Genomic DNA, 16,434 nt, shown 5'->3' on the forward strand with positions numbered 1-16,434 from the left:
GGTCCGGTCGTCATTTACCGCCACCTCCACTGCCGCCGCCGCGATTGCTGCTCCCGCTGCCGGAATAGCCCGGCATCGGAACCCAGAAGGCGCCGACGTAGTTGTGGTACCGGTTGTAGCCCGACCGGTAGTCGCGGCTCAGCATCACACGGGTCTGGTTGGCGGCGTACGGGAAGAGTGCGACCAGGTAGTCGGGGTACTGGAGGAACTGGGTGCCCGCGACATTGCCCGTTCCGGAGGCGCCGGCGCGCTGGTCGGTGGGGCGCTCGGCGTCGCGGATCTCCGCGGCCACCTCGGCGGGCGTGCCCTCGGCCACGTAGGCGTCCACATCCCCTTCGTCGAGGCCGGTGTTGCGCTCGTAGTTCTGCGCGATGTGATCGCGTGCCGAACCGCCCAGTCCGTCGCCGCGCAGGGCTCGGGCGCCGCACGCGCCGAGCAACGCGAAAATCGTGATCACCACGATGACGCCGATGATGATGTTGCGGATCCGGTTGAGGCGGCGGCGCGGATCGGGCGCCGGTTCGTCCGGGGACGGGGGTGGGTGGTTGCCGGGCGGCGGGTAGGTCATGCGGTTGCCGCCCCGCGGTGGATCACGCTGGTCGTGATGACCACCTCACCGGCCTGCGGGTAGGTGTGCCAGGTGTGCCACGAGATCGAGTCCGCCGACAGGTCGGAGACGATGGCGGTCACCGCGTGGGGATCGCCGGGAAAGACACCCATCACGCTCGGATTCCCCGCCGCCATCTGTTCGGTGACGCGGACGCCGAGTTGCTCGACGAGCGCGGCCAATCGGTCGTCGTCGGCCCGTTCGATCCGGGAGCTGAAGAGGTAGCCGCTGTCCTGGAGGCTCTTCGGCAGGGCCGAGGTCACCTCGGGCAGACATGCGACGGTCTCGCAGATGCGTTGCGCGCCGTCGTCGACGACGACCTGATGGCTGGCACCGAGCAGGCGGACCGACACCGTGATGCCGTCGATCTCCCCGTCCTCCCGGGCCAGGGGCTCCTGGAGCGGGGCGTCGAGCGAGAAGCCGAGCTGAGCGGCACTCGTGTCGGCGTACGCGACGGGGAGTCGAGTGACGGACGCACTGAGTTCGCCGGGCTGTTCTGACATGTGTCTCGCAGTCCTTCGTCGCTCAGGTGGTCTGATCGGTGGGGTTGCTGGGGAAGATCCGGTAATCGGCCCGGGTGAGGAGTTCGCCGCGCGCGCATTCCCACCCGCTGCCGTAGTCCTCGAAGGACAAGCGGTCCTCGCCGGCCTGATAGTCGTGGTAGGCCATCCGGCCGGATGTCGCGACCCCGGTCGTGCCCGCCGAGGTGAACCGGGCGTTGCCGGCCTCCTCGGAGTGATAGCGACGGCCGTCGACCTCGACCGTGTCGGGCCCGGGTTCGGAGACGACGCCGGACAGTTCGTGCCACAGCACTACCTCCAGGTCGGGATCGTCCTCGACCGAGATCCACGCCTTGGTGCCGAGCCCGGTGTCGAGGAAGTTCTCGGTCCAGGTGTAGCCGTCCTGGGTCAGCCGCAGCGTGCCGCGGACCGCGTAGGTCTCTCCGCGCAGCTCGACGAGGTCGCCGGGCTTCAGCTGCCGCGGATCGCCGTAGACCGAGTCGTCGTCGGCCGAGGAGAACGGGTCCCCGGGCCGGTAGGTGCGGTTGCGCAGGGCATCGGCCTCGGCCTGTCGGGCCCGGCGGTTGCCCAGAAAGTTGAAGATGACGACCACCGCGATGATCGCGAGCAGTGCCACGACGATGATCAGCAGGAACTCCACTCCGCCGACCCTATCCGGATCCCGGGAGACCGTCAGCCCGCTTCGGCGAGCCGAATGACGCCGCTACCACTCCGCCCGCGCGTCGACGCCGCGCAGGAGCTCGATGACCGGGGCGAACTGCTCGAGCACCGGTTCGAGGACCGTGAGGTAACTGATCCCGGTGGTCTCGCGGAGTTCGACGAGCCGGTCGGCGATGTCGGCGGCGGTGCCGATGAGGATCGACGGCAGATCGAGAAACTCCTGCGGACTCATCGACAGCTCCCACTTCTCGATGTTCTTCGCGGCGACGCCGGTCGCGTCGTCGGTGACCTCGACGATCTGCATCAGCAGGTTCCACTCGATGGTCCCGGCGCGGTCGCCGGCCGCGGCCCGGGCGAATGCGACGCGTTCGGCGAAGTCGTCCGCCGACAGCGGCTCGAGGTCGCCGTCGCGACCCGTGCGTGCCGCGGTGAACCCGACGATGTCGGCGTGCTCGGCGGCCATCCGGAGCACGCGGTCGCCGTTCCCCCCGAGGAGCAGCGGTACGCGCTCCTGCACCGGACGCGGGGTGTGGTCGGGGTCGGTCAGCAGCGACATCGTCCGCGCCACGGTGTCGCCCAGATGGTCGACCCGGCGACCCGCCGGCAGGAATTCGATTCCCGCCGACTCGAACTCCTCCTTGACGTAGCCGGTGCCCAATCCGAGCTCGACGCGACCGTGGGACAGCTGGTCGACGGTCGCGACGTCGCGGGCGAGCAGCGTGGGGTTGGTGAACGCGGCGTTGAGGACGAAAGGGCCCACTCGGAGGCGCTCGGTCGCGGCGGCAGCCGTCGCGAGTGCAGGCCAGGGGCTCGGGATGCCCAGGTGATCGGGGACCAGCAGGACATCGAAGCCGAGCTCCTCGACGTGCTGCGCTCGTCGCTGCCACGACGCGCCGCTGTCCACCGCGAGCATGTCGACCCCGAACCGGAACGCCCTGGACGCGAGAGACATGTCCACAACCTAACCGGGGCCGCGACGGCCGGCCGGGTGAATGCGGTGGCGTCGGGCCCGCCGCAACCTTGCACTCGGCAGGGGCGAGTGCTAAAACGGACGTTGGCACTCGCGAGCTGTGAGTGCCAGGTCGGGACGGTGAGATCGGTACCGAATGACACACCGGTCGTCCGTCGCGGGCACCGAGTCCGGCCATACGAACCTAGTGTCACCCCCTTCGGAGGATCACTTACCCATGGCCAAGCAAATCGCGTTCGACGAAGAGGCCCGTCGCGGCCTCGAGCGGGGCCTCAACAGCCTCGCCGACGCCGTCAAGGTGACGTTGGGACCCAAGGGTCGCAACGTCGTTCTGGAGAAGAAGTGGGGCGCCCCCACGATCACCAACGATGGTGTTTCCATCGCCAAGGAGATCGAGCTGGAGGATCCCTACGAGAAGATCGGCGCCGAGCTGGTCAAGGAAGTCGCCAAGAAGACCGACGACGTCGCGGGCGACGGCACCACCACCGCCACCGTGCTGGCCCAGGCTCTCGTCCGTGAGGGTCTGCGCAACGTCGCTGCCGGCGCCAACCCGCTGGGTCTGAAGCGCGGCATCGAGAAGGCCGTCGAGGCCGTCACCGAGTCGCTGCTGAAGAGCGCCAAGGAGGTCGAGACCAAGGAGCAGATCGCTGCCACCGCCGGTATCTCGGCCGGCGACCCCTCGATCGGCGAGCTCATCGCCGAGGCGATGGACAAGGTCGGCAAGGAAGGCGTCATCACGGTCGAGGAGTCCAACACCTTCGGCCTGCAGCTCGAGCTCACCGAGGGCATGCGCTTCGACAAGGGCTACATCTCGGGCTACTTCGTCACCGACGCCGACCGTCAGGAAGCCGTCCTCGACGACCCGTACATCCTGCTGGTCTCGGGCAAGGTCTCGACCATCAAGGACCTGCTGCCGCTGCTGGAGAAGGTCATCCAGGCCGGCAAGCCGCTGCTGATCATCGCCGAGGACGTCGAGGGCGAAGCCCTCTCGACCCTGGTCGTCAACAAGCTCAAGGGCACCTTCAAGTCCGTCGCCGTCAAGGCTCCGGGCTTCGGTGACCGCCGCAAGGCCATGCTGGCCGACATCGCCATCCTCACCGGTGGCGAGGTCATCAGCGAAGAGGTCGGTCTCTCGCTGGAGAGCGCCGGCGTCGAGCTGCTCGGTACCGCTCGCAAGGTCGTCGTCACCAAGGACGAGACCACCATCGTCGAGGGCGCGGGCGACCCCGACGCCATCGCCGGTCGCGTGGCCCAGATCCGTGGCGAGATCGAGAACAGCGACTCCGACTACGACCGTGAGAAGCTGCAGGAGCGTCTGGCCAAGCTGGCCGGCGGTGTTGCGGTCATCAAGGCCGGCGCGGCCACCGAGGTCGAGCTCAAGGAGCGCAAGCACCGCATCGAGGACGCCGTGCGCAACGCCAAGGCTGCCGTCGAAGAGGGCATCGTCGCCGGTGGTGGCGTGGCCCTGCTGCAGTCGGAGCCGGCCATCGACGCACTCTCGCTCGAGGGTGACGAGGCCACCGGCGCCAACATCGTCCGCGTCGCTCTCTCGGCTCCGGCCAAGCAGATCGCCGTCAACGCCGGCCTCGAGCCGGGCGTCGTCGCCGACAAGGTCCTGAACTCGCCCACCGGCACCGGCCTCAACGCCGCCACCGGTGAGTACGAGGACCTGCTGGCCGCCGGCATCAACGACCCGGTGAAGGTCACCCGCTCGGCGCTGCAGAACGCAGCCTCGATCGCGGCTCTGTTCCTCACCACCGAGGCCGTCGTCGCCGACAAGCCCGAGAAGAACGCTGCTCCGGCGATGCCGGGTGGCGACGAGATGGGCGGCATGGGCTTCTGAGCCTGAGCTCTCCACCTCGGAGCGACACGCTCTGACATCTCAACGGGACCGGCCCACTCCTTCGGGAGTGGGCCGGTTCTGTTGTCTCTCAACCGCTTTCTCCAAACCTGCCGGGAGCGCCCGGAATGCGGCGCGGTCGAAGGGAGTTGAAGACGGCATGGCCTCTCCCATCACAGTCGACATCGGGTCCGACATCGCGTGTCCCTGGTGCTTCATCGGGAAGCGGCGCTTCGAGGCGGGTCTCGCCGGGTTCGCCGGCCGCGACGACGTCGAGGTGACCTATCGCAGCTTCGAACTCGCCCCCGACACGCCCGTCGACTTCGAGGGCTCGGAGATCGAGTTCCTCGTGCGGCACAAGGGGATGCCCGCCGCGCAGGTCGAGGGGATGCTCGAGCAGGTCCGCGGGATCGCGGCCGACGCCGGGCTCGACTACGACTTCGACCGCCTCCAGCACACCAAGACCCTGAAGGCCCATGAGGCGCTGCACTTCGCGCGAGCCCACGGGCGCCAGCTCGAGCTGGCGGAACGACTGTTCCAGGCGTACTTCGAGCAGGGCCGGCACGTCGGCCGTCCCGCCGAGATCGCGGACCTGGCCGCCGAGGTCGGGCTGGACCGCGACGCGGTGCTGGCCGCTCTGGAGTCCGGTGACCATGCCGACGCGGTCGCCGCGGACATCGAGCAGGCGCGGGCCTACGGGATCAGCGGCGTTCCGTTCTACGTCTTCAACGGCAAGTACGGGGTGTCCGGCGCTCAGCCCGCCGAGACCTTCACCCAGGTCCTGGAAAAGGTCCACGCGGACTGATCGTGTGTGGACCGCCGGGCTCCGCGGGTAAGGCTGCGTGATGCAGACGTTCCTGCCGTACCCGGACTTCCGGCGATCCGCCGAGGCCCTCGACCCCACGCGGCTCGGCAAGCAGCGCGTGGAGACACTACAGATCCTGCGTGCACTCGAGCTGTACGACTACGGCTGGGGCAACCATCCCGCGGTCACCATGTGGCGTGGGCACACTCCCGCCCTCGTCTCCTACGGCCTCGCCTTCGTCGACGTCTGGCTACGTGGGGGACGCGCGGACACCACGGCCGCGATGATCGCCGAGTTCGCTCCGGAGGCGGTGGGCGTGTCCCAGTCGGATCTCGCCGACGCCGGTCTCATGCCTCCGTGGCTGGGCGACGATCGTCTTCATCGCAGCCACCGTTCGGCGTTTTCTGCGCAAGGACCCGGACTTCTACGTCGCCGAATTCGGCGACGTCCCCGATAACCTCCCGTACTTCTGGCCGGGACCTCCCGCGACGGTTCCCGACCTGGACGACCGGGGCCGAACGGTATGGATCATCCGGGCTTCGTCGACGGAGCAGTACGACGAATTCCGCCGCCGCGACATCGTCGGTCTCGGCGCGGAGTCCGGCATCGACTCCGATGCCGCGATGGCGACCTCAGATGGTCTGCGCGCCCTGCTCAAGGAGTGCAGCCCGGGACGACGGCCGGGCAAGGACCTCCGCGTCCTCGCGTCTTTCGTCGACGACCTGACCCCCGGTGACGAGGTGGCGGTCGTCGATCCCGACGACCCCGAGATCCTTCGGCTCGGGGAGATCGAGGGTGACTACGAATTCACGAGGCGGGGAAAGACTCTCGCACCGCATCGGCGGCGCGTCCGGTGGACCGGCACATTGGCACGTGCGTCCGTGTTGCCTCCCGCACTCCTGCAGAACCCGCGGACGATGTTCCCGGTGCCGGTCGAGACCGAATAGACAGGCCGGACCGGGAAGCGTGGTCCGTTTGGGTGAATTCGGCGGCTTGTCATAGCGAACCGGCGATTGCAGAACGCTATTACGTGGTGGTCGACCCTCCAATTCGTGTCCCGTCCCCGACATAAAGCGGACGCATCCGACGATGTTGAGTATCGTCCGACGTATCCGGATCGATTCCTATTCGTTCGTATTCCGTTGTCGAGACCGAGGCGCGGTTGAAGTCAGTTGAAGGGACACTGATGTCTGCTGTTGGCGGTGACCGCCACCGACGCCTGACCGTTGCGCTGGTCTCTGTCTTGACAACCGTTGCCGCCCTTGCCATCCCGTCGACGGCTTCGGCTGATGACGGGGTGCATGCGGCCCGTGTCGAGCGGCTGGCCGACGCCGTCGCGCAAGGTCGTGTCCTCGACCTCGCCGTACATTCGGCATCGATGAGACGTGACGTCCCGGTCCGCGTGCTGGTCCCTGCGGACAGGTCGAAACCGCGACCCACGCTCTATTTGCTGAATGGCGCCGGTGGCGGCGAGGGAAACGGGCATTGGTTCGAGCAGACCGATATCGTCGACTTCGTCGATGACAAGAATGTCAACGTCGTCGTCCCCATGCGCGGTGCGTACAGCTATTACACCGATTGGGTGAATGTGGACCCGGTCCTCGGCCGCAACAAATGGACGACTTTCCTGACCAAGGAACTCCCGCCGGTCATCGACGGCGAACTCAACACCACCGGGGTCAACGCCATCGCGGGTATCTCGATGGCGGGAACCTCGGCGCTGAGCCTTGCCGAAGCCGCTCCCGATCTCTACACCGCGGTCGCGTCGTACAGCGGCTGCGCGGAAACGAGCACCGACGTCGGCCGGCTGGCGATCCAGGCGGTGGTCGAACTCCGCGGTGGCGGTGACGTGACCAACATCTGGGGGCCGATCGGGTCGCCGGCGTGGCGAGAGCACGATCCGGTGGTCAATGCCGGCAAGCTCCGCGGGAAGTCGATCTACATCAGCTCGGGTACCGGCCTGCCCGGCCCGCACGACCGGCTCACCGGTGCGGGGATCGGCGGCGACACCGTCATCTACGCCGATCAGATCGCGGTGGGCGGTGTCATCGAGGCGGCGACGCATCACTGCACGCGCAACCTCGAGCGCCGGCTCGATCAACTCGGCATCCCGGCGACGATCGACTACGAACCCGGGACGCACTCCTGGCCGTACTGGCAGGACCAACTGGCCAAGTCGTGGCCGACGCTCGACCGCGCGCTGAGTCGTTGACCGCGGCGTGATCGGCCGCCGGTCGCCCGCTTTCCGCGCCGATCTGCCACGATGAGTCGCGTGACGACACCCGGTGCACCGAGCCCGATCGGCAGCCTGCCGAATCTGCGTGACCTGGGCGGCTGGCGGACCGGCGACGGGCGAGTGGTGCGCTCCGGGACGCTGTTCCGGTCGACGGACTTCTCCTCACTCGCCGACCCCGACCTCGCCGCGCTCGCGGGCCTCGGGCTCCGGACCGTGTACGACCTCCGGTCGGTGCATGAGCGGGAGGCCATCCCGGACCCGGCACTGCCCGGCGCCACCGGGATCGGCCTCGATGTGCTCGCCGATGCCCAGATGTCGATTCCGGCCAACATCGGTGCCGTGCTCGCCGATCCGGTGGCGGTCGCCCAGGCCGGTCAGATGCTGGCCGGCGGCAAGGCGCGCGAGATGATCTCCGGTACCTACCGCGAGATGATCACCCTGCCCAGTGCCATCGAGGCCTATTCGGAGTTCTACCGCGGACTGCTCGGCGACGCGCCCAGTCCGATCCTCTTCCACTGCACGACCGGCAAGGATCGCACCGGCTGGGCTGCAGCCGCGTTCCTGACGCTCGTCGGGGTGGGCGAAGCGGACGTCTACCGTGACTACCTGCTGACCAACGAGCGGCTCATCCCGGCGCTGAAGCACATCTTCGACGGCTTCGCGGCAGCAGGCGGCGACCCGCAGCTCCTGGTCGGCGTACTCGGCGTCGATGCGGGATATCTGGATGCCGCGTTCGACGAGGTGCACAGCAGGTTCGGCGGGATCGAAGGGTACTTCGTCGAGGCGCTCGGGATCGGTCCGGGCGAGCAGGAGAAGATCCGCGAGCGGTTCCTCGTCGAAAGCTGACTGGCACTCTGGCGTGCCGAGCTATGTATAGTTGCATAGACCACTCGGGCCCAGATGAAGGAGCAGGTCATGGCGCCGCATTCCGCCGAATCCGTCATCTCCGGATCGGAGGCGCGCGGTCCGCGTGAACGGATGATCGTCCATGCCGCGGACCTGATCGGACGTGATGGTGTCGCCGCGACCTCGATCGGCGACGTGATCACCGCGAGCGCGGCGCCCCGCGGGTCCATCTACCATCACTTTCCCGGTGGCAAGACACAACTCATGACCGAGGCCGTCCGCTACGCAGGCGATTTCATCGCCGAACGACTCGCGCGCCGGGCGACGCTCACACCGGCCGAGACGGTCCGCGAGATCGGCGACGTCTGGCGGCGGATGCTGGTCAACACCGATTATCAGTTCGGCTGCCCGGTCATCGCGGGCGGTCTGGCGCGACGCGGTGAACCCGAGGTCGCCGATGCCGCGGCCGAGATCCTCCGCCGCTGGGCCGATCTCATCACCGCCCGGCTCGTCGTCGACGGCGTGGACAGCGAACGCGCCGACTCGCTGGCCAATCTCGTCGTCGCCGCCATCGAGGGTGCCGTCGCGCTCTGCCAGACTCAGCGCAGCGTCGAGCCGCTCGACCGCGTCATCACCGAACTGGCCGCTCTCTGCGACGCCGCGGTCTATCGGCAGTGACGCCGGCCGGCGCCGCCTGAGGCTTCGAACCCGCAGGACCTGGTCCTGGTCATCTGTTCACCGTTGGTTTGGGAAGGGCTCCGTAGTAGGTTCACGGTGGCGCTACCGCGGTGGTATACGCCGTGAGAACGACGCTGGGCCGAGTTCGGGAGGAGATACGATGACGCCGGTCTTCCGGCACGAGCTGGGCTCGGACTTCGACCGCCTCCATCCCAACGTCGCATGGCGTTACGGCATCGATTCCACCTCCGGTGTCGCGCAGATCTGTCACGGGATGTACGAGTCGGTGTACGTGTCCTCGGCGCTCCCCCCGCCGGCTCTCTGGCACTACGCCAAACGGAATGCGCTGCCGTCCAAGACCAGCCGGATGGTTCCGTTCACCCAGGCCTACTACTGCTACACCGACGAGCTGGAGCGGGAATCCCTGGCTGTACTGCGGACCTTCCAGTACACGACCGGTCCGCGCAAGCTCAACTCGCTGCTCGTCGCGGGACGCACCGGGCTCGTCGACTACTTCGGCGACGGACCCGAGTTCCTGTATCCGATCGAGCCCTCGGTGACCCCGGGCGGCGAACTGCTTCTCGAGAGCGGACCGATGCGCTGGCTGGGACGCGGGCCGAAGGTGGGTATGCGCGGACTGTTCACCGCGCAGATGAAGTACATCGAGGGCTGGGACGAGAAGCGCGAACGCTTTCGCTGCGACATGACGGTCCGCAACCCCGTCATCGGCGAGATCATGCATTTCCGCGGTTGGTTCACCGCCGTGGACCAGGCGTGCACGCTCCGCGACATCCCCGACGAGGCGTGGCCGGTGAACCTGGTCGACCGCGAGAGCTGAGTCTCCGCCGCCGGCCGGACCGTGTTTTGGTCAACCGACCAGGATCGGGGCCCGTCGGCCGACGGTTCGTTGTGTGGCCGTGACCGTCGGGCGGTAGGTTCACCCCATGGCTGTCTCCGCGAACATCGAATTCCACGTCGCCGCCCCGGTCTCGGTGGTGATGGAAGTGCTCATGGACATCGAGTCCCTCCCCGATTGGTCGGGCCCGCACAAGGAGGCCGAGGTCCTCGACGAGCACGACGACGGCAAACCGAGGACCGTGCGCATGGTGGTCACCGCCGCCGGGATCTCCGACGAGCAGACGTGCACCTACGAGTGGACCGAGACGACCTGCGAATGGCACCTGGTCAAGTCGAATCAGCTCAGTGAACAGCACGGCAAGTACACCGTCACCGAAACCGACACCGGCGCGCACGTGCACTTCGACCTGGGCGTGGATCTCAAGATCAAACTTCCGGGACTGATCGTCAAACGAGCACAGAAGATGGCCGTCGACACCGCACGTAAGGGGCTCTCCGCCGAAGTCGAGAAGCGCGCCGCCGGCTGAACGATCAGGGTCGTGCCCCGGGGGTCGTCATCCGGACGATGTCGCTCCGACGATCCCCTCGGGTGGTCCGCACCGGCCCCGGGTACCCTGGGATCGTCATCTGCCCAGCCGTCGCGTCATGGAGGCCAAATCCTTTGAATATCAACAAATTTGCTGTGCGGGCACTGGTCCTTCTCGCCGGCGGAGCCGGTTGTGTCGCATTCGCCGGATTGTCCGGTGAAGGTGTCGCGTCGGCTGTTACGTGCTCGGCGTCCAACGGGACTCAGATCGAACGGGTCGTGGGTGCCAGCGGATGTGGCGCCAAGGCCGGGTTGGGCAGCCGCGCGATCGCCGAGGACCGCAGCGGCAACGGCACCGCCATCTCCGTGTCGGACAACGGCGGCAACGCATCGTCCTACAACCTGCAGCCCGGGTCGTCGGCGCTCGCGGGTGCCAACTCGCGCGGCGTGGCGTATTCGGTGACCACCGGCCCCAAGGCGTTGTCCATCGCGCAGGCGCGACGCGGCGGCACCACGGTGGCGGTCGGCGGGTGGGGCGGGCAGGCCTACGCCGGACCCGACGGGGCGCAGTGCAGCGGCGGTTTCGCGGCGGGCTTCGACTCGATCACCGGAAAGGCTTGCCTGCATTCGGGTTCCATCGATCTGCGGAACTGACCGGGTGAGCGGCCCACTGATCTGAGACGAAAACACCCGACGCGGCGCGTCGTTCACCGGCGCGTCGGGTGTTGTCCGCCCAGGCGTCCTATCGTGGGATCGTGACCGATCTCCACGACGCAGACCCCCACATCGGCCCGGACTTCAGTGTCCTGAACGGCCGGGAGGCACTTCAGCAGCTCGTCGACCTGCACGACGTCACGCAGTTCACGGTCAACGACGACGATGACGACGACCCGGTCCTGCTGACGCTGCCCCACCGCAACGTCGTCGACACCTGGCGCCAGGACTATCCGTACTCCGAGCGCATGAGCCGGCGCGAGTACGAGGTCACCAAACGTCGTCTGCAGATCGAACTGCTCAAACTGCAGAAGTGGTCCAAGCAGACCGGGCAGCGGCACCTGCTGGTCTTCGAGGGCCGCGACGCCGCCGGCAAGGGTGGCACCATCAAACGCTTCAACGAACACCTCAACCCGCGCGGTGCGCGCGTGGTCGCGCTGGAGAAGCCCAGCGAGCGCGAGGCGACCGAGTGGTACTTCCAGCGTTACGTCCAGCATCTGCCCGCCGGCGGCGAGATGGTCTTCTTCGATCGCTCCTGGTACAACCGCGCCGGTGTCGAACGGGTGATGGGTTTTTGCAGCCCGCCGCAGTACACCCAGTTCATGTCGCAGGTCCCGGCCTTCGAGAAGATGCTCGTCGACGACGGCATCAACCTGGTGAAGTTCTGGTTCTCGGTGACCCCGCTCGAGCAGCGCACGCGGTTCGCCATCCGCCAGATCGACCCGGTTCGGCAGTGGAAGCTCTCGCCGATGGACCTCGCGTCGTTGGACAAGTGGGATGCCTACACCGAGGCCAAGGAGGCGATGTTCGCCGCCACCGACACCGACCACGCGCCGTGGACGGTGGTGAAGTCCAACGACAAGAAGCGGGCACGCATCAACGCGATGCGGCACGTGCTCAGCCTGTTCGAGTACGACGGCAAGAACCGCGAGTTCGTCGGCCGGCCCGACCCACTGATCGTCGGACGTGCCGCCGACGTCGTGGGGGAGTAGCCGTCGGGCGCAGGAGTGGGGGATCGGTAGCCTCGTGGGGTGCGTAGCTTTCTCAGTGCCCTGATGACGCTCGTCGCGATGGCTGCGACCGTGCTCGCGGTCCCCGCTCTCTGGCTCGATCTGCGCATCGTCGACCAGGACGGATTCGTCTCCACCGTGGCGCCGATGGCCGAGGACCAGAAGGTGAAGGACTACCTCGCCGACGAGATAGCCGCCCAGGCCACGGCCCGGACCGATCTCCCGATCGCGGGTGCACTGGTGCGTCCACTGGCCGGCAGATACACCGACAGCGAGCAGTTCCGGCTCGACTTCGCCGACGTCGTCGGTCAGCAGCACGCCTGGCTGTTCACCGAACCCGCCCCGGGCGAGGACACCTCCGTCATGCAGCTCGACATCACCGCGATGATCAACCGGGCGCTCAACCTGACCGGTACCCCGAACGAGATCTCGGGACCGGTCGTCGTCGAATTGACCAATGGTGCATCGGGTCTCGAGGCCGGTAGATATGCCGAGGTGGGGAAGCAGATCACCTTCCTCGCCCGGGTGGCGGCAGCGGCGGCGGTCATCGCCGGGCTCATCGCTCTGTTGCTGGCCAGACGGCGCAGCACCGTGTTCGCCTGGCTCGGCCTCGGGGCCGTCGCGGCCGGGGTCGCCAGCTGGGCCATCGGAATGTTCTTCGCCGACCGCGCCAAGCATGAGGTCTCCGGTGCCGAATCGTCGGGTCGGCAGGTCGCGGAACTGATCATCGACGGCGCCTACTCCGACCTCACCCACGTCGCGCTCATCGTCGGCGGTGTGGGGGTTGCGATGTTCGTCGTCGGACTCCTGGGCCGGGTGATCTTCGCCGGCCGGCGCTGAGCGAGTCGCTCCCTGAGGTGCGAGCGAAGCGATCGTCCAGCGCTCCCTGAGGTGCGAGCGAAGCGAGCCACGAAGGGCTCAGTGCCCGGCGAACGCCTCGGCGAGCCACCAGGATCCGCCGTCATTCGTGATCTTGGCGTCGATGACCAGCGGACCGGACGGTTCGGGTGATTCGAGTGATGCGACCCAGCGTCGTACGTCGTCGAGGTCGTCGAACCCGGTGACCGTCACACCGGTGGCGCCATGGCCGCGGGCGATGGCGGCGATGTCGACCTCGGGAAACGTCACCGTGGTCATGTCGGCGTCGCCGAAGTGGTGTACTTCGGCGCCGTAGGCGGAGTCGTTGTAGACGATCACCACGAGTGGGAGTGCCAGGCGCACAGCGGTTTCCAGTTCGGAGATCGCCATCAGGAAGCCGCCGTCGCCGGTTCCGAGAACCGGGAGCCGACCGGGCTGGGCGATCGCCGCGCCGATCGCGGTGCCCAACCCGAGGCCGATCGACTGGAATGCCTGGGTGAAGCAGAAGCCGAACTCGTCGGGAACCGAGAGGTGCGTCGACGGGTAGCCCATGAAGTTGCCCGAATCGATCGAGAGAATCCGATCGATGGGCAGGATCTCGTCCACCGCGATGGTCAGGGAGCGCGGGTCGATCCGTCCCTCGACGGGTTCGGCGGTGACCGGTACGTCCTGCCACCGCGCGGACCTGGCGATCCGCCCGGCGACCTCGGGGGTGCGGTATCCGCTGTGCGTCAGCGGATCACCGGAAAGGGCGACGAGCACATCGGCAGCCGTGGCGGCACAATCTCCCACCACGCCGATGTCGACGGGACGGTGCGCACCGATCGCCTCGACCTCGACGTCGACCTGGGCCACGACGGTCTGATCGCCGATGAGGCGGCCGTGACGCATCGTCCACATGTTGAGCGCGCAACCCCACCCGACGATGAGGTCGGCGTCGGAGATGAGTTCGGCGACCGTCGGCGACGAGAAACCGCCGGAGATGCCCAGCGCGAACGGATTTCCGGCGAAGAGCCCGTTGGCGACGGCTGAGGTCGCGAGCAGCGCGCCGCCGGCCTCGGCGAGCGCGGTGATCTGCGGTCCGGCCTCGCGGCCGCCCCGACCCGCGACGAAGACCGGTCGACGGGACGCGCGGATGGCCGCGGCGAGGGTCTCGACCGACGTGGTGTCGGGCCGGACCCGCGGCGTCGCAACCGATGCGACGACCGGCCCGGTGATCTCGGCAGGAGCCGCGGCCACGTCGATCGCGACGTTCAGGACGACGGTCCGGCGCTGGGTCACCGCGGTGCGGTAGGCGCGGGTCACGTCGGCGACCACCGTGTCCGGTCCGTGGACGCGGTCGCTGACCGCGCCGACGCTCGTCGCCAGTGCGTCCTGGTCGATCCGGAAGTTCGACCGCAGCGCAGCCGCCGGGGCGTCGGCGGTCAGGACGATCATCGGGGTGCGACTCTTGGCCGCCTCGCCGATGCCGGTGACCGCGTTCGTCAGTCCGCAGCCCTGGTGCACGGTCAGCACACCCACCCGGCCCGACATACGCGAGTAGGCGTCGGCCATGGATGCCGCACCGCCTTCGTGACGAGCCGCGGTGAACCCGACCCCACCGGCGCGCAACGCATTCGTCATCACGAAGTTGCCGCTGCCGACGACCCCGAAGGCGTGACCGACGCCCAGGTCGGCGAGAACCCGGCCCACGACGTCGGCGACCGTGGGGCCGTACGTTGCTGCAGTGCCGGTCACACCGATCAGCTCTCGACGATCGCCAGGACCCGCGACGGGCTACCGGTACCACCGACGATCGGGAGCGGGCTGACGACGATCACGGCGCCGGTCGCCGGCAGCGAACCGAGGTTGCGGAGCGAGGTCAGGCCGTACTTGTCGTTGCCGAGGAAGTGGTAGTGGACGGGGAAGGCCGGATCGAAACCACCCGCGAGACCGGCGTCGACGCCGACGGTCTCGACGCCGAGCCCGGCGATCTGCCGCTGCGTGGCCAGCCACTGCGCGCACTCGACCGAGACGCCGGGGGTGTGCGAGCCGGTCTCGTCGACGTTGAGGAACTCGGCCTCCGATCCGCCGCGCGACTCCCAACCGGTGCGCAGCAGGAGCCAGGCGCCCGGCAGCAGCTCGCCGTGATCGGCCTCCCACGCCTCGACGTCGGCGACCTCGAGCAGGTAGTCGGGGTTGTCGGCGACCTGGGCGGTCAAGTCGAGGACCGCGGTCGGCCCGATCAGCCGCTGCACCGGGATCTGGGAGACGTCGTCACCGTCGCGACCACTGATCCAGTGGATCGGCGCGTCGAGGTGGGTGCCGATGTGCTCCCCGGTGTGGATGTTGTTGTGCCGCCAGTACGGTCCGGGTTCGTTGTAGGCGCTGACCTCTTCGAGACTGAAGTCGATCAGGTTCACGAACGGGGCCGGCAACCGCAGGGCCGGAGTCGAACTCGACAGCGGGGTGGTCAGGTCGATCACCTGCAGGGATCCGTCGGCGAGGCCGGTGAGGAAACCAGAGAGTGCGGTGGCGCTCACTTGCGGGCGCCCCGCCAGTTCATACCCCAGCCGTATGCCTCGTCGATCTTGTCCTGAGCACCGCGGATGTAACGCACCTCGCGGTTGATCACCAGTTCGCCGCCGCGGTTCTCGAGCAGCGCGATCGCGCAGGAGATCGCGGACTGGTCGGCCTCGTCGAGACGGACCTCGATCTCCGGGCCACTGGCCGGGGACAACGTGACGACGCCGTTGGCGCTCGCCCAGTTGGGGGTGCCCTCGTAGATGTAGGCGAAGATCAGGATTCGACGGATCCGGTTGGTGGCGGAGAGGTCGATGTACATGTTCTCGCCGCCGGCGCCGCGCCGGTCGTCACCGTCCAGGCGGATGATCGGTTGTCCGTCGCGGGGTGCCTGGAATGAGTTGCCGAGGGCCTGGACGATTCCCTTGCTTCCGTCGGTGAACTCCCACAGGCAGGCGAGGTCGAGGTCGATGCCCTTGGCCTTGCGGAACAGGCCGCCGCCGGAGGAGTTCGCGGTCCAGCTGAGGTTGACGCGGACCTGACCGGTGGTCGCGCCCTGCTTGCTCAGGGAGATACTCGGCGCCGACTTGGTCAGGGTGATCTTGGAGAGCGACACCGGCTGGGCGGGCGGCTGCTGACCATAGGCGGGGGTCGGAGCCGGTGCCTGCTGGCCGTAGCCCGGTGCGGGCGGAGTCGATGGGGGCTGCGCAGGCGGTTGCGGCGGTTGGGCTTTCGGGCGCTTGGTGTAGTCGATCCCCATCTCGTTCCTCATCTCGTCGTGCTGACATCGTCGTCGGTGCCGG

The 16,434-nt window shown here is 67.9% G+C and carries 19 protein-coding genes; 12 read left to right on the forward strand and 7 right to left on the reverse strand.

The genetic code is table 11. From position 1 onward, the window contains the following. Positions 1-10: 10 nt before the first annotated feature. The 4 genes from NWF34_RS14315 to NWF34_RS14330 form a co-directional block, all read right to left on the reverse strand. Positions 11-568: a DUF4247 domain-containing protein gene (locus NWF34_RS14315; RefSeq protein WP_006436847.1), complete on the reverse strand. Its 558-nt coding sequence runs from the start codon at positions 566-568 to the stop codon at positions 11-13. Next, positions 565-1,110: a DUF2617 family protein gene (locus tag NWF34_RS14320; RefSeq protein ID WP_006436846.1), complete on the reverse strand. Its 546-nt coding sequence runs from the start codon at positions 1,108-1,110 to the stop codon at positions 565-567. The genes NWF34_RS14315 and NWF34_RS14320 overlap by 4 nt, the downstream gene beginning before the upstream one ends. Positions 1,111-1,132: 22 nt before the next feature. Further along, positions 1,133-1,768, reverse strand: coding sequence for a DUF4178 domain-containing protein (locus NWF34_RS14325; protein WP_006436845.1), 636 nt, complete (start codon positions 1,766-1,768; stop codon positions 1,133-1,135). Between the two features lie 63 nt (positions 1,769-1,831). Beyond that, positions 1,832-2,740 carry a TIGR03621 family F420-dependent LLM class oxidoreductase gene (locus NWF34_RS14330; protein ID WP_006436844.1) on the reverse strand — a complete coding sequence of 303 codons (909 nt, stop codon included), beginning with the start codon at positions 2,738-2,740 and terminating at the stop codon, positions 1,832-1,834. 235 nt (positions 2,741-2,975) lie between these two features. On the opposite strand from NWF34_RS14330, the gene groL reads away from it, so the two are divergent. From groL to NWF34_RS14390, 12 genes are all read left to right on the forward strand, one after another. Next, the gene (gene groL, locus NWF34_RS14335; protein ID WP_006436843.1) at positions 2,976-4,601 is read left to right on the forward strand and encodes a chaperonin GroEL; all 1,626 of its coding nucleotides are present in this window, start codon (positions 2,976-2,978) and stop codon (positions 4,599-4,601) included. Between the two features lie 157 nt (positions 4,602-4,758). Next, entirely contained in the window at positions 4,759-5,403 is a 645-nt protein-coding gene (locus NWF34_RS14340; RefSeq protein ID WP_006436842.1) for a DsbA family protein, read from the forward strand. 40 nt (positions 5,404-5,443) lie between these two features. Then, on the forward strand, positions 5,444-5,860 hold the full coding sequence (locus NWF34_RS14345; protein WP_309148638.1) for an MSMEG_6728 family protein: 417 nt from the start codon (positions 5,444-5,446) through the stop codon (positions 5,858-5,860). Positions 5,861-6,026: 166 nt separating this feature from the next. After that, positions 6,027-6,350, forward strand: coding sequence for a hypothetical protein (locus NWF34_RS14350; protein WP_232513163.1), 324 nt, complete (start codon positions 6,027-6,029; stop codon positions 6,348-6,350). Positions 6,351-6,589: 239 nt separating this feature from the next. Further along, positions 6,590-7,615 (forward strand): alpha/beta hydrolase family protein, encoded by a 1,026-nt coding sequence (locus NWF34_RS14355; protein ID WP_096272982.1) that lies wholly within the window; start codon positions 6,590-6,592, stop codon positions 7,613-7,615. Between the two features lie 51 nt (positions 7,616-7,666). After that, the gene (locus NWF34_RS14360; RefSeq protein WP_096272984.1) at positions 7,667-8,485 is read left to right on the forward strand and encodes a tyrosine-protein phosphatase; all 819 of its coding nucleotides are present in this window, start codon (positions 7,667-7,669) and stop codon (positions 8,483-8,485) included. A gap of 69 nt (positions 8,486-8,554) precedes the next feature. Next, the gene (locus NWF34_RS14365) at positions 8,555-9,163 is read left to right on the forward strand and encodes a TetR/AcrR family transcriptional regulator (protein WP_096274891.1); all 609 of its coding nucleotides are present in this window, start codon (positions 8,555-8,557) and stop codon (positions 9,161-9,163) included. Positions 9,164-9,323: 160 nt separating this feature from the next. After that, positions 9,324-10,001: a DUF4166 domain-containing protein gene (locus NWF34_RS14370; RefSeq protein ID WP_006436837.1), complete on the forward strand. Its 678-nt coding sequence runs from the start codon at positions 9,324-9,326 to the stop codon at positions 9,999-10,001. Between the two features lie 106 nt (positions 10,002-10,107). Continuing rightward, on the forward strand, positions 10,108-10,548 hold the full coding sequence (locus tag NWF34_RS14375; protein ID WP_006436836.1) for an SRPBCC family protein: 441 nt from the start codon (positions 10,108-10,110) through the stop codon (positions 10,546-10,548). Between the two features lie 134 nt (positions 10,549-10,682). Continuing rightward, the gene (locus tag NWF34_RS14380; protein WP_006436835.1) at positions 10,683-11,201 is read left to right on the forward strand and encodes a DUF6764 family protein; all 519 of its coding nucleotides are present in this window, start codon (positions 10,683-10,685) and stop codon (positions 11,199-11,201) included. A 101-nt stretch (positions 11,202-11,302) separates the two neighbouring features. Beyond that, positions 11,303-12,253, forward strand: a complete 951-nt coding sequence (gene ppk2 / locus NWF34_RS14385; protein ID WP_024500235.1) for a polyphosphate kinase 2 — start codon at positions 11,303-11,305, stop codon at positions 12,251-12,253. Positions 12,254-12,316: 63 nt separating this feature from the next. After that, positions 12,317-13,111 carry a hypothetical protein gene (locus NWF34_RS14390; RefSeq protein ID WP_238064271.1) on the forward strand — a complete coding sequence of 265 codons (795 nt, stop codon included), beginning with the start codon at positions 12,317-12,319 and terminating at the stop codon, positions 13,109-13,111. Positions 13,112-13,189: 78 nt separating this feature from the next. On the opposite strand, the gene NWF34_RS14395 is transcribed toward NWF34_RS14390, so the two are convergent. Genes NWF34_RS14395 through NWF34_RS14405 form a run of 3 tightly spaced genes read right to left on the reverse strand, consistent with a single transcriptional unit; the run spans position 13,190 to position 16,391 of the window. Then, positions 13,190-14,866: a thiamine pyrophosphate-binding protein gene (locus NWF34_RS14395; protein ID WP_096272986.1), complete on the reverse strand. Its 1,677-nt coding sequence runs from the start codon at positions 14,864-14,866 to the stop codon at positions 13,190-13,192. Between the two features lie 5 nt (positions 14,867-14,871). Beyond that, a complete protein-coding gene (locus NWF34_RS14400; RefSeq protein ID WP_096272988.1) occupies positions 14,872-15,651 on the reverse strand; it encodes a cyclase family protein in 780 nt (259 codons plus the stop codon). After that, a complete protein-coding gene (locus NWF34_RS14405; protein WP_006436830.1) occupies positions 15,648-16,391 on the reverse strand; it encodes a hypothetical protein in 744 nt (247 codons plus the stop codon). The genes NWF34_RS14400 and NWF34_RS14405 overlap by 4 nt, the downstream gene beginning before the upstream one ends. Positions 16,392-16,434 lie beyond the last annotated feature (43 nt).

Source organism: Gordonia sp. GONU, from assembly GCF_024733855.1.
GTDB lineage: Bacteria > Actinomycetota > Actinomycetes > Mycobacteriales > Mycobacteriaceae > Gordonia > Gordonia amicalis.

What these genes read in the sequence shown, in the direction of transcription:
- NWF34_RS14315 (WP_006436847.1), bottom strand. Translation starts at nt 568, where the DNA reads ATGACCTACCCGCCGCCCGGCAACCACCCACCCCCGTCCCCGGACGAA.
- NWF34_RS14320 (WP_006436846.1), bottom strand. Translation starts at nt 1,110, where the DNA reads ATGTCAGAACAGCCCGGCGAACTCAGTGCGTCCGTCACTCGACTCCCC.
- NWF34_RS14330 (WP_006436844.1), bottom strand. Translation starts at nt 2,740, where the DNA reads ATGTCTCTCGCGTCCAGGGCGTTCCGGTTCGGGGTCGACATGCTCGCG.
- groL (WP_006436843.1), top strand. Translation starts at nt 2,976, where the DNA reads ATGGCCAAGCAAATCGCGTTCGACGAAGAGGCCCGTCGCGGCCTCGAG.
- NWF34_RS14340 (WP_006436842.1), top strand. Translation starts at nt 4,759, where the DNA reads ATGGCCTCTCCCATCACAGTCGACATCGGGTCCGACATCGCGTGTCCC.
- NWF34_RS14345 (WP_309148638.1), top strand. Translation starts at nt 5,444, where the DNA reads ATGCAGACGTTCCTGCCGTACCCGGACTTCCGGCGATCCGCCGAGGCC.
- NWF34_RS14350 (WP_232513163.1), top strand. Translation starts at nt 6,027, where the DNA reads ATGGCGACCTCAGATGGTCTGCGCGCCCTGCTCAAGGAGTGCAGCCCG.
- NWF34_RS14355 (WP_096272982.1), top strand. Translation starts at nt 6,590, where the DNA reads ATGTCTGCTGTTGGCGGTGACCGCCACCGACGCCTGACCGTTGCGCTG.
- NWF34_RS14360 (WP_096272984.1), top strand. Translation starts at nt 7,667, where the DNA reads ATGAGTCGCGTGACGACACCCGGTGCACCGAGCCCGATCGGCAGCCTG.
- NWF34_RS14365 (WP_096274891.1), top strand. Translation starts at nt 8,555, where the DNA reads ATGGCGCCGCATTCCGCCGAATCCGTCATCTCCGGATCGGAGGCGCGC.
- NWF34_RS14370 (WP_006436837.1), top strand. Translation starts at nt 9,324, where the DNA reads ATGACGCCGGTCTTCCGGCACGAGCTGGGCTCGGACTTCGACCGCCTC.
- NWF34_RS14375 (WP_006436836.1), top strand. Translation starts at nt 10,108, where the DNA reads ATGGCTGTCTCCGCGAACATCGAATTCCACGTCGCCGCCCCGGTCTCG.
- NWF34_RS14390 (WP_238064271.1), top strand. Translation starts at nt 12,317, where the DNA reads ATGACGCTCGTCGCGATGGCTGCGACCGTGCTCGCGGTCCCCGCTCTC.
- NWF34_RS14405 (WP_006436830.1), bottom strand. Translation starts at nt 16,391, where the DNA reads ATGGGGATCGACTACACCAAGCGCCCGAAAGCCCAACCGCCGCAACCG.